Source organism: Algoriphagus sp., assembly GCF_029254265.1.
Lineage (GTDB): Bacteria > Bacteroidota > Bacteroidia > Cytophagales > Cyclobacteriaceae > Algoriphagus.
This window is the reverse complement of record NZ_JAQWXX010000075.1, coordinates 1-12,732: the sequence shown is the minus strand read 5'-3', so window position 1 is coordinate 12,732 and position 12,732 is coordinate 1. Positions and strand designations below refer to the sequence as shown.

The 12,732-nt window shown below is 41.2% G+C and carries 9 protein-coding genes and 2 pseudogenes; 1 reads left to right on the top strand and 10 read right to left on the bottom strand.

Translation table 11 applies throughout. The annotated features are described in order from the left end of the window. Positions 1-57 precede the first annotated feature (57 nt). From P8O16_RS11310 to P8O16_RS11285, 6 genes are all read right to left on the bottom strand, one after another. Entirely contained in the window at positions 58-1,515 is a 1,458-nt protein-coding gene (locus P8O16_RS11310; protein ID WP_300314732.1) for a phage tail sheath C-terminal domain-containing protein, read from the bottom strand. 169 nt (positions 1,516-1,684) lie between these two features. Then, positions 1,685-3,193 carry a glycoside hydrolase family 3 protein gene (locus tag P8O16_RS11305; protein ID WP_300314729.1) on the bottom strand — a complete coding sequence of 503 codons (1,509 nt, stop codon included), beginning with the start codon at positions 3,191-3,193 and terminating at the stop codon, positions 1,685-1,687. Positions 3,194-3,305: 112 nt separating this feature from the next. Continuing rightward, on the bottom strand, positions 3,306-4,592 hold the full coding sequence (locus P8O16_RS11300; protein WP_300314727.1) for an MFS transporter: 1,287 nt from the start codon (positions 4,590-4,592) through the stop codon (positions 3,306-3,308). Then, positions 4,589-5,068 carry a GNAT family N-acetyltransferase gene (locus P8O16_RS11295; RefSeq protein WP_300314724.1) on the bottom strand — a complete coding sequence of 160 codons (480 nt, stop codon included), beginning with the start codon at positions 5,066-5,068 and terminating at the stop codon, positions 4,589-4,591. Before P8O16_RS11295 ends, P8O16_RS11300 begins: the two co-directional genes overlap by 4 nt. A gap of 10 nt (positions 5,069-5,078) precedes the next feature. Next, entirely contained in the window at positions 5,079-6,710 is a 1,632-nt protein-coding gene (locus tag P8O16_RS11290) for a family 10 glycosylhydrolase (protein WP_300314721.1), read from the bottom strand. A 17-nt stretch (positions 6,711-6,727) separates the two neighbouring features. Beyond that, positions 6,728-7,411 (bottom strand): peptidoglycan recognition family protein, encoded by a 684-nt coding sequence (locus P8O16_RS11285; protein WP_300314718.1) that lies wholly within the window; start codon positions 7,409-7,411, stop codon positions 6,728-6,730. A 186-nt stretch (positions 7,412-7,597) separates the two neighbouring features. On the opposite strand from P8O16_RS11285, the gene P8O16_RS11280 reads away from it, so the two are divergent. After that, positions 7,598-8,347, top strand: coding sequence for a DeoR/GlpR family DNA-binding transcription regulator (locus P8O16_RS11280; RefSeq protein WP_300314715.1), 750 nt, complete (start codon positions 7,598-7,600; stop codon positions 8,345-8,347). A gap of 29 nt (positions 8,348-8,376) precedes the next feature. On the opposite strand, the gene P8O16_RS11275 is transcribed toward P8O16_RS11280, so the two are convergent. From P8O16_RS11275 to P8O16_RS11260, 4 genes and pseudogenes are all read right to left on the bottom strand, one after another. Continuing rightward, positions 8,377-10,470, bottom strand: coding sequence for a penicillin acylase family protein (locus P8O16_RS11275; RefSeq protein WP_300314712.1), 2,094 nt, complete (start codon positions 10,468-10,470; stop codon positions 8,377-8,379). 125 nt (positions 10,471-10,595) lie between these two features. Continuing rightward, positions 10,596-12,266 (bottom strand): bifunctional metallophosphatase/5'-nucleotidase, encoded by a 1,671-nt coding sequence (locus P8O16_RS11270; RefSeq protein WP_300314709.1) that lies wholly within the window; start codon positions 12,264-12,266, stop codon positions 10,596-10,598. A 221-nt stretch (positions 12,267-12,487) separates the two neighbouring features. Beyond that, positions 12,488-12,619: pseudogene (locus P8O16_RS11265) on the bottom strand (cytochrome C); the annotation flags it as partial. A 17-nt stretch (positions 12,620-12,636) separates the two neighbouring features. Further along, positions 12,637-12,732: pseudogene (locus P8O16_RS11260) on the bottom strand (IS1595 family transposase); the annotation flags it as partial.

The following is a 12,732-nucleotide window of genomic DNA, read 5'->3' as shown; positions in this document are numbered from 1 at the left end:
AGCAGCCGTGGTGACACGGCTGTTGGCTTTTTGAAGAAGTGTTTTTTGAATCTTGACTCAGTTAGAACCTGTTTTTAATTTAATTCTTAAAAACATAAACTCGGCCGGTCGAACCAAAGCCATTCCTATTTCTACAATCAAATTATTATCTAAAATATCTTGGCTTGTCATAGTTTCACCCAGTCCCACTTTTACAAAAAAAGCTTCCTCGGGTTTGGCACCAACAAATCCACCACTCCGCCAAATTCCAAATAGAAAATTAGTACACTCAGATTTTACTCTAATCCATGTTTTTGGTTCATTTGGTTCGAATACCACATACTGTAGCCCATTTCGAATGGAATGTTCAATCATGCTGACTGTTCTTCTCACTGGAACGTATCGCCATTCCGGATCATTGCCTGCAAGAGTTCGAGCACCCCAGACCAAAACTCCCTTTCCCGGAAATTCCCGAATGGCATTGATTGATTTTCCGGAGGGGTGAATGTTTAAATCCTCTTGGATTGAATTTGAAATGGAAAACGAAGTGTTCTTAACGGAATTCAAGGAAATATTCGCGGGAGCTTTCCATACTCCTCTTGAATTATCCACTAAGGCATAGGCACCAGCCAAAAATCCAGAAGGAGGGAGAAGCCCCAATTTTTCTTGAATTACCCTAAGAAGTTCATGGTAAGTTGGACTTAAGCTTTTCAGGGCTTGGTGTAGGTATTCACCGGAAGGGGAAGGACTAGAACTTAAAAATGTCTTTGCAAATTCTTCGGGTAAGATTTCCTGCAGATCGTGTAGCGGAATATGATTCAGGATTTCAAAATCCCGACCTTGACTTAAATTGGAATTAAGCCAGGGATAATAAGCAGCTCCATAGGCAAGGTTCTGATTTCCTATTTTGACCCGAAAGTTTGAAATACAATCATCACCTGAAGTATTTACAGGCAAAAAGCCATTGGGGATATCAAGTATCGCAAATCGAAACCTGCTTTTAGCTTGAGCAAGCATTGCTTGATAAACTTCAAAAGCTTCATCCTCCAATAAAACTGCATCGGGAATTGCTAAAACCGAAGGTGTTTCCTCACTTTCCAAAACTGAAAGTCCATTGAGTAAATCAGATTTATTAAATTGAAGGTTAGCCTGCCCCCCATAACTTCCAACCGATACGATGTAACAAGAGCTGCCTCCATTGGAAAAAAAGGCTTTGACACTGTAATAAAGGAAGGCTTGTTGATTGGGTAAAAATAAAAGAGACTTCATCTGTCCATCGATATTGACAGGAACATGATCGGATGGAACTGCCGGTACTATTTCGAATTTGGATGGAAAAGCTCTTCCAAAATACTCCTCAAATTCTATCATAGAACTGATTCGAGTGGGGATATTTAATAGCGAAGTGCTGTCTCGAAGTGCTATTTCAGTATATCCTATAAATGCTGGAATAGCAGTCTCAACTTGTGCAATGGATTTGGGAAACATTGAGATTTCCTCCACATAAACTCCCGGGGTCCTGTATCTTTTTTTCATAACCTTCAAAAAATCTGTCACTTGTAAGATAAGGAAATGATTGAAAAAATCCTTTTAAGCAGCATTCAATTAAGGTTAATCTAGAAACCTCCAAAAGGGCAGGAAAAGCAAAAATCCCAGACTGGATTTATCAATAAGAATTCTAAAATAGATTTTGAGTATGCGGGTTTTAGTTGGAAAATAACTTTAGAGCTTCTATCTGAACTTCCTCAAAAGTTTGGTAGCAACAAATTACTGCCTCACATTTTCCTAGACTTTCAAAATTCGGCAAAGCCAATGGGTTACCGAAATGCACCAGAATACATCGTTTTGAATCCATTATATCCTTGATTTCTGCGATGGATTTTGGGTCCATCCCGAATTGATTCAGTGGTTTGTGACTTGGAACAAAGACGGCTAGGATTACTTTTTCCGCTTGATCGAATGAAGTAAAAGGTAAGTCTAGTTGCTGGGCAAAGTGACTTTTCTCGGAAGTGAAAAACTCTCGATATCCTAGTTTTTCCGCCTTAATAAGTTCTTGGATTTGACTTGGATTTATTTTTCCGGAAATGACCGAAAGATAATTCTTTGCCAACTTACTCTGCAAACGAGAATGACTTTCCCAATCGAAAACCGGAACTTCTATTGGTTTAAAATCCAATACCCCCAAGACTGTTTTCAAAGCTTTTATCTTTTCAAAAACAAGCTCAATCTCATCATCTGAGCTTTGTGCTACGATTTTCTCAATTCCTTCTTTGACATGATCAGAGAAGCAAAGCAGGTCATTACCAGCCTTGAATGCTTCCAGCTCCAATTGTCCCGGTTCGGGAAAATGTTTTGCCACCGCTTTCATATTCAACGCGTCAGAAATAACCAATCCCTTAAAGCCCATTTCTTTTTTGAGCAAATCTGTGATGATTTCCTTCGAAATACTTGCGGGAATATCCTTACCATTTGTAAGTGATGGAACTGCCAAATGACCTACCATGATCATTTCTACACCATGATCTATTCCATATTGGAAAGGAAGTAATTCTTCGGCTTGAAGTTCCGTTTTGCTTTTCCGTAAAACCGGCAAACCCAAATGGGAATCCACTTCGGTGTCTCCGTGACCCGGGAAATGCTTCAGACAAGCTCCGATCCCAGCTCGTTTCATTCCTTTATAATTGGCAAGGGCAAGGATGGCTACTTTCTCTGGATCTGTTCCGAAAGAACGATAACCTATCACAGGGTTGTTTGGGTTGGTATTCACATCAGCACAAGGTGCAAGGTTCAGATGGATTCCGGCTTTCTTCATATCCAATCCCATCCGATACCCTACTTCTTCTACCAGATTTTCGGCATCATTTTGCATGGCTCCGAGCGAAATGGCAAAGGGATATTGTGGTGTTTTCTCAATGCGCATCGCTAATCCATATTCACCATCGATGCTGATCAAAAGAGGGATTTTGGAAGCAGCTTGGTAGCGATTGATCAGACTGATCATTTTTTCTAAAGTTCCGCTTACATCCAATACTTCTGTTCGCTTTTCAAAATTTGCAGCGGCCGAGTGTCTGCTATGAAAAAAAGTCAATCCACCGATTCCTTCTTCCCGGATTAGATTTTCCATGGCCTGGTAATTCTCTTCTGAGTCATGGACAAATGCTGCTGGCAGAAAAAACTGCGCTACTTTTTGGGATTTGGATAGTGAGGGATTCAAAAGTTGTAAAGTTTAAATGTTGTTAGTTTTTTGTTCCTGATTGGGTTCGTGATACCTGCACCTTTCGCCGATCTTGTAAATCGCACTCCGAAAATACACATCTGAATTCCAACTATTTTTCCGTTTTCTTCCCAAAACCCCTCGGATACTTTACGCTCGCAGCTATCACTAAAGCAGGAATCATCGCTATCCCAACCCAAATAAAGAATCCGGTGTATCCTAGCCATTCCTGAATATAACCTGAAAGCATTCCAGGAAACATCATTCCCATCGCCATAAATCCAGTAGCTATAGCGTAATGGGAAGTTTTGAAAATCCCTTCTGCCAGATAAATCAGGAAAACCATGTATGCGGCAAACCCAAATCCATAGCCTAGCTGTTCTATGATTACTACGCCTCCGGCAAATAGCAAATTGTCAGGTTGGAAATATGCCAATGCGATATAGAGTAAGTTTGGAAGATTCAGGGATAGCGCCATCGGAATCATCCATTTACCTAATCCATCCCGTGAAATTGTGATTCCACCAAGAATCCCTCCCAATAGTAAAGCGATAACGCCAACAGTACCGTAAATCAATCCATAATCTGAAGTACTGATTGCGAGTCCTCCATCTGCTTTTTCATCCAAGAGAAAGGGTGAAGCCATTTTGACCAATTGAGATTCCCCCAGTCTATAGATCAATACAAAAGTCAGGGATAATGCTATGTTTTTCTTGGTAAAAAACGTTTCAAATACCTTGAAAAAATTCGCTCGCTCCTCTGCCCGGCTAAGTTTTTCAGCTGGGACTTCTTCGTTTTCTTCGACAACGGGTGTGGTGAAATAGTTGATTGCTGTCAGTATTAACATCATTCCAGCTACAATTATCATCGTCCAGGACCAAGCCTGTGTATTGTCTCCGAGTGAGGTCTCCAGATAACCGGCAATAATGACTATCAAACCTTGTCCGGTAATCATTCCGATTCGGTAAAAGGTACCTCGCAGGCCCACGAAGAAGCTTTGCTGCTCCGGTTTCAAAGCGATCAAGTACATTCCGTCCGAAGCTATGTCGTTTGTTGCGGAGGCGAATGCTCCCATCCAGAAAAAGGCCAATGTCAGAAAGAAAAAATTACTTGCAGGAGTGGTCAATCCAGCTCCCAGAAAAACCAATGCCAGAATAAATTGCATGCTGAGAAACCATTTCCGTTTGGTACCGACTAAGTCGATAATCGGACTCCAGATTGGTTTGATCACCCAAGGTAAATACAGCAAACTGGTGTAAAGGCCGATATCTGCATTGGAGACACCGAGCTTTTTGTACATTACCACGGAGACTACGATGATCAGAATATAAGGGATACCTTCAGTAAGATAAAGCGAGGGAACCCAAAGCCAAGGGGATTTAACAGGTTTTTGGGTCATGGTTTGCGGATTAGATTTTTATAAATACTTTCTTCAGAGCCTTCGATGATTTTTGCGCCTACTGTTTTTTCATAGAATTCTGCCGGACCTACTCCTCCAATAATTGCATAAGCATAGCCCATTTCTCGCAGGGATTCTAAAGATTTGATTAGGAGGATTTTCCCAATTCCTTTCCCTCTTTCGGATTCTAATGTTCCAGTTGGTCCAAAGAAATTACGTACGGTGGATTCATAGCAAGCAAACCCTAAAATATTATTTCCTCTTTGCGCCAGCCAAACTGAAACTGGCTGCCTGCTGAATGCCACTTCTACTTCTGATTTCCAATAAGCTCCAAATTTCTCCATGACCCAATCTGCCACCAAATGCTTCTCTGGTGCAATTGCTCTCCGAAAAACGATTTTCTCTTTCTTGAGAAGAGACGATTCAAGTTCTAAGCAATCTGGAAGCCCGATAAGTCGAACAAGCATGTCTTTCATGGCTTGGAATTTATGGAATTTGATAGACTTGTGTTTGTACGATTCGCCCAAAATGGTCAATCCAACGGATGGAAATAAAACGAGTATTTAAACTCGAAACTTCCAAAGTCCGAGCACGGCTTCCACCTACCCAAACGGTATGGATTTTGGCATCAGCAAGCTGATTCAGTTCGTTTGAACCTTGGATCATACTATAGCGAATGGCTGGATCCAGCGGCTTTTCGAGATTAATTTGGGTGACTTGATCATTTGCCTTCACCTCCAAAACTTTTGGTGTGTCAATGATTGAAGCGGTTTTTGGTTGGAAAGCCGGCGGCAAAGTCGGTTCATTGTAAAGCTCCGATTTCAAGAGCTGCGCGACATCCTGATTTTTTACCATCATAGATTTTGAGGAGAAAAAAGCATTTCCTTGAATCTGAGGCAAAGTACGTGTGTATGAAACTTGAGTATTGATCTCTTTTGGGTTTTTCCAAGCTTCGTCCGCATCCTCACGGATTTTGTAAGGACCATTTCCTACGTATATGTTGGTCCGATTGGCATTGTTTGACCACCAATCATTCAGCTTCCGGTGCGAGGCTAATGGAAACTCCATGCTCCAATAGAGTTGCGGAATTAAGTAGTCGATCCAGCCATTTTTCATCCAAAGCAAAACATCTGCATAGAGGTCATCATAGTTGGTCTGACCTGCCTGAGTGGGTGAGCCTTTCGGGTCTTTATCCTGATTTCTCCATACGCCAAAAGGAGATATTCCAAATTGCACCCAAGGTTTACTGGTTTTGATGGTTTGATTCAGGGCAAAAATTAATTCATTGACATTTTGTCTCCGCCAGTCATCTTGAGATTGTCCCGGTTTCTTGAATTTATTGTAGCTCGCCTTATCAGGAAATTCCTCTTTTGGTACTTTATAGGGATAGAAATAGTCATCAAAATGGATGGCATCGATATCGTAATTATCCACAATTTCTTTAATCACAGCCAATAAATGCGCTTTTACCTCAGGCAGTCCGGGATCGTAATACCATTTTGAAGCGTATTTCAGCATCCAATTTCGATGGGTATTGAAATCATGATTTGGGCTAAGTTCTTCCGTCTTTAAATCCATGGTCGCCCGATAAGGATTGAGCCATGCGTGAAATTCCAAACCGCGGGCATGGGACTCTTTAATCATCCAAGTGAGCGGGTTTTCATTGGTACTGGGAGCTTTGCCTTGTTTTCCAGTCAAATATTTAGACCAAGGAGCAAGGTTGCTTGGGTAGAAAGCATCACCGGCAGTTCGGATCTGTACGATCACGGCGTTGAAATTCAGATCTTTGTAATAATCCAAAATACCCAAGAAATCCTTCTTTTGCTTCTCGTAGGAATCTGTACCTGAAATCGGCCAATCTATATTTGCAACAGTTGCAATCCAAACCCCACGAAATTCACGCGGCATTTCCGGCATCTGGTAAGAGAGTGGCTGAAGTGAAACAGCCACTTTAGGAAGTGGGGTAGAGGGAAGTGGCTGAGCAGGTTTAGGACTTTGACCCGAGAGTGGAGGAGTTTTGGTTTGTGAACTTTGGCTATTCGGTTTTTGGGTTTTACAGGCACTGAATAGTAAAATGAAAATCAGGAAAAGAGAAAAATGTGAATTTGCTTTTTTCATAAAAGAGCGGTGCAGGATCATTGGTTGGGTAAAGGTTGTAGTCCAAGATCAGCTAAGTTTTTGCGAAGTTTCTCCATAAATTGATCTCCTGGATCGGTTTTTACTGTGCGGTAATCCGGATCCGCTTCTTTCCAGAGATCTGTACTTTGGAATTTTTGATATTCATGATGACCGATCACATATTCAATCGGGTATTTTTTCTTTAGGTATCTGATTAGAATTTCATTCGCTTTTAATTGGGCTTTGGTCAATGGATCGTCTGGACCTCCAACATTTTCAATGCCAATGGCTAAATAATTCAACCCAATAACATGCCTGGCAAAAGTTGTATCAGGCAAAAGCCTGAAAATGGTACCATCGCGATCGATCAAAAACTGAGAGGATACATTAAGGTTGCTGGCAGTAGTCAAATCGGCTCTACCACCTAGAGTTGGTGGATTAAAAACATCAAAGGTCACTTCGATATTATCAATAGCTGTCCAATGGACGACCACCATCTGCGGGGAAATAGTAGCAGATTTTTGATCAAGACCATGTCGGTTTTTTAAATATTGCAAGGAGAGCTGCTCTCGCTCGGCATTCCAAGTGATCGGTTTTTCAATTATCCGAAAGGTAGGTTTGGGGCTGCAGGCGAGTAGAAAAAACAGTATCAAAATCAGCCCAGATTTAGAAATTCCTAGAAATAAGTCTTTGAAATTCATCTGTATTGGGGTTATTTATTCAGGAGAGAACAAAAATTCTTGTTTGAATCTTCAGCTAAACTAGCTAGAAAATATCAAGTTAAGGAATGATCTGAAGCAATTTTTTGCCATAAATCTTTAGGTTTTTTAGGTTTTTGCAAGTTCTTGCTGTTTTTGCTAGTTTCACCTAGTTTAAGAATTCTGAAAATGCTAAAAGAGGAAAGACATAAATACATTTTAGATCAGGTTCATCTTCATCATCGAATTTTGCTGAATGATCTATCTGATGCATTGAATGTGTCTATTGATACGATAAGACGGGATGTAAAGGAGCTCCATCATGAGAAAAAATTGAAAAAAGTCCATGGTGGCGCTACCTCATTCGGTTTTATGACTTTCTCCAAAGATGATGGGAATATCTATCTCCAATCCAAGAAAATTCAAATTGCCGAAAAGACGGTTTCTTTACTATCAGAAGGTCAAGTCATCCTGATGAGTGGAGGAACGACCAATATGGAAGTGGCAAAACTGATCCCTAAAAAACTATCTCTAACAGTTTTTACCCCTAGCCTTCATGTAGCAATGGCTCTTTTGGATCACAAAGACGTGGAGGTTATTTTTTTAGGAGGAAAATTACTTCATGATGCAAAATTTGCGGTTGGAGGGACAGTGGTTAATGCTCTTTCACAGTTGCGGGTGGATCTTTGTATCCTTGGGACAGGATATTTGGATGCAAATCATGGATTGACGGAGTTTGACTGGGAGGTGATTCAAGTGAAGAAGGCAATGATTCGCGCTTCGAAAAAAACTATAATTTTATCGGTTTCAGATAAACTTCATTCTGTACAAAAATATAAAACATGCGATTTGACTGCTGTTCATACACTTGTCACCGAATTGGATCCCCAAGACCCATTATTGGATGCATTTCGTGAATTTGATTTGAAGTTAGTGTAGGGGGGGAATAATCCATTTCCAAATTATTTCTATTTCTCCTTTCCCGGACTATAAACCCGCTTTGCATTTTTCAAAACCTCCGTCTTATCCAAGGTCATCGGCTTCAACTTTTGATCCAAAAAAAGCTGCATCTGATCGTCAAAATGAGGGCTTTCAGGATCATTGCTTGCTCCATAGACATTGATGGTTTCGATCTTTGGAAGTCCTTCTCCAAACTTCACCATCATTATATAAGATTCGCCTTGAACCCCTTTTCGCATTCCGTTTTCCCAAGGCAATGAGCGCATGGCCGTAATCACATCGTCAATCCCTTGCAAGGGTAGCGCTTTATCGCCTCTTACCAGTTTTTGATATTCCCCTAAAGTCACCAATTCTTTTCCAAAATAAGTTTCGAAATGAATCTTGGCGGCCTCCAGACTTTCTACTGATTCTTCTTCGGTAAGTGTAGTTTCCCAGCTTCTCCCTGTTTCAGCAAATTTATCCCACCAGTAGAAGTACACAAAAGAAAAAATAGCAGCGCCTTCGCTCTCGATTCCGGAGCCTTTGTCCCAGTTCTTGAGGACCTCGATCTGCTTGGCGATTTTCGGGTACTTTTCTGGATTTAGGTTGAAAAGGGACTCCATATTCGTACGGAATGCCATTTTCTCAGGCAATTGCCCATCGTATTTGATTTCCTTGAATCGCTCGTAGGAAATTCTACCTGTGTCTAGCATCAATTCCCGGAACCGTGTAGATCGATTGTTGTCCCTAAGCAGGTAATTCATCGACTTCGGGAAATTTTCAGGATCAAGATTATCTGTCATTCCACTCGCTTTGAAAGGAGAATGGTTGGTGTTGAATAAATATCCGGAACTTGGGTTGTATTGTTGTGGCAAATCCTTGAAGTCATGGTAGCTCGACCACAAGGCTTTTTTGGTGTTTCCTGAGACGGTTCCGGTAAAATCTATAGATGGATCTCTGACTGGGATCAATCCATTACTCACATAATAGATCGTATCATACTTATCTGCATAGACGGTATTGAAACTTGTCAATTCCATGCGACTCATTGCTTCACTAAACTCCTTAAAGTTCTTCGCTTTATTCATTCTCCACCATTGCTCCGGTGCTCCGATTCGCTCCAAGGCGCCTAATCGAATCGAAAATGTTCCTTGATCAGTGACTAATGTAGGGCCATAGATACTTTTCCAGATTTTCTTCGGAAAAGGAATCGTGAATAAGTCTAAAATTTTAACATCCAGCCAAACAGTCTCTTCTTCCAACTCTAGCCATTCTCCATCGACCTGGTATTGATCCTCATTTTCAGGATTGATTTCCAGTTGATACAAATCCAAAAGGTCAGGAAAGTTCACCGTGTGTGCCCAACCCAGATTTTCATTGACCCCGTGAAAAATCATGGCTCCCCCAGGGAAAAGTCCTCCTAGAATATTCCAACCTTCCTCAGAATGAAGATGTGCTTCATACCAAGCTACCGGTCCATCTAGAGGTTGATGGGAATTGATTGCCAAGAAATTCTCACCGGAGTCAGTTCTGGAAGAGTGGAAGGCAATTGCATTGGAGCCTTTTGGATTAGCGTCGAAAGGAATAGCATCTACTTTTCCGGAGACAATTTGCTGAACTGCCCGATCAGCTCCTGACATTTGTGCCAGAGAAAGAATATATGCAGCAGTCATTTCTTTGGTAGTAACAGGGAATGCTTCAGAGAGTAAAACTTCCTCCGGATGGGCTAGGGCAAAATCATTCATTCCTGCAGCATAGCCTTCTAAAACTCGTTTGAATTCTTCTGAATATGCCGATTCATAATTGACATCTGCGATTTCAGCGGTCTGTAATAAATGCCCAAAGAAATCTACGGCAGCACCATCTTGTCCATAGACTCGTCCCACCATCCGCTTTCCAGCAAGTAGCGTTTTCTGTATCGTTTCAAAATCATCCTCGGCATGCGCCCAGGCTAATCCGTAAGCAACATCAGCATCGGTTTTCCCAAAAATATGAGGAACGCCAAATTCATCGCGGGCGATTTGAACTTGCGAAGTATCCCAGCCTGAAGAATTATAGGAGGTTTCGCAGGAAAAAATCAAAAATGGAAAGAGTAAGAAAAGTCCGGCTCGGAGGATTTTCATAGGGTTAATTTTCGTGATTAGAATTGTCTGCAAAATGCGTTTTTCTTGTAAACAAAAAAACTGGCCATTTGGCCAGTTTTCGGGGGGTGAATCGAAACTTTTCTACACTTAAATCAAAACTCTCTTTATCTGAATTGGTAATCTACTCCGGTCACTTGCGTTAGTAGAGTCTCAGGAGCATCTAAGGCAACGGCTGATTTTGGTGGAATAGGAGTCACTGGGGAATTAGCTCCCAAATAACTTCTCATGGCTTGATGAAGGGTATAAGGAGTGTTCTCGGTTTCTTTTACCCCTTTGAATCGGCAAAGCATATCATCAGGATCACCATCACGCTCACATGCGCATATTTTATATACTCGATTCGGATCCAGTGGCTGTCCATGAACCAAGGCAGATTGTACTCGCTTACCTTCTTCTCCAAAGGCATTGAATTCAACTTCCATTCCTTTGAACTTGATTACCCATCCTCCAAATCGCTTGGAAGCGTCTGCAGCAAAAACGTTGTTAAGTTCGCGCTCCAGCCATTCGCTGATTTGCTCACCTGTTACTTGTCCCGTACGAATTTGCGAGTTAACAGGAAGCATATCGAAAATGAAACCATTGGTGATCGGGATATTACCTGTCTGATCAGGAGTAGATCTTGGTGGGCAGAATCTGAATCCATTCGAAAGTACGATGTCTACATCTGGAATCTGCCAGCTGATGGCATCCAAAATCATCGTATCAATTGTGTTTTCGATCACAAAATATCTGTAAAGTGGAATAGTGCTGTAGCCCACTACTTTTTGGATGTTTTCCAAGTAAGGCCCCTCATATTGAGAGATTACTTTTTCCATAACAGGAGATGCAGGGTATTTTTCTGCGTCCACTTCCATCAGCTCATAGCTATCATTGACCACTTTTCCGTTTTCAATAGTAAGTTCAAGCTTGCCTACAAAGGATCCAAAAGCACCTGGTTCGACAACTTTAGCATATTTAGCTTGAATCGGCTTTCTCACTCGCTCATGGGTGTCTCCGCCGAGAATGTAGTCAACTCCTTCACAGGCAGGGATATTAGCTAAGTGGATTTGCTGCGAAAGGCCAAGGTGTGCGACGATAGCTACGAAGGCACATTTTTCTTGATTTCGAAGGACGTCCACATAATGGGCTAGATTTTCTTCCGGCTTCGTATAGAGAATTCCTTTACTGTAATTTGGGGACTGGCGGATTGGCACTAAATGGTCTGTATAGCCTAAGAAGCCTATTTTCACACCGTTAACTGTCCAGATATGGTAGGGGGGGAATATAAGCTCACCTCTTTTGCCTTCACCCAAATCATGATACATATTGGCACAGACCTTAGGAGCAGTCAAAGAGCCCAAAAGGTGCTGCATCGTTTTTTTGTAATAAATAACTTCCCAATTACCAGGTAAGTAGAGATCATACCCTATTGAATTCAAAATCGGAAGCATAGCTTCTCCAGTTGTTTTCACTGAAAGTTCAGATCCTTGAAACATGTCCCCAGTATCGATCAGAAAGCTATGTTCAGATTTCTTTCGCTCTTGATCTACAAAAGTTTTTAGATGAGAATAGCCACCGGTTTTTCGAAATACCTTTTCGCCATTTTCCCAGAATAACTCATCATGAGCATGGATTTGGCAGTGTACATCAGTGGTTTGAAATATCGATACCGTGAATTTTTCTGGGTTTGATTTGGGAGTATCGGCCTTAGCTTTAGAGGTAGTGAGTCCCAAAAGACCAGTGCTCGCGCCTAAAGCACCAATTTGGGACATAAACTTTCTTCTTGACTTCTTCATTCGGTTTGCTTTGGGTTTTTGATTAGGTAAGGCCTTTCAAGAATAAAAATTCTAAAATGAGATTACCCTAAATTCGGATTCAAGTAGCACATCTAAAATTTATATTTCAGTGACAAGCATCACATTGCAAGAAAAACTTTCGCCAGATCCCCAAAAAAAATAAAAAAAGCCTTCACTAAACAGGCTAGTGAAGGCGGACTATTTGCGGAATGAAATTGAATTTACTCTCCAGGTGGAGAGAATTTTACTACCTGATTTGATATAGGTTCCACGGTTTTTAAGTAGGCATAAATCGCTTTCAAGTCTGATTCCTTCATTCCTCCATACATGGTCCAAGGCATAATAGTATTATAGAGGTGTCCGCTTAACATCATATCATATTTGAGATATACATTTTATCTGCTTTTACCATTCTGATGATTAGATTATTGAAGATGGTGTCTTTGTTCTGGGAGCGATTAATTCG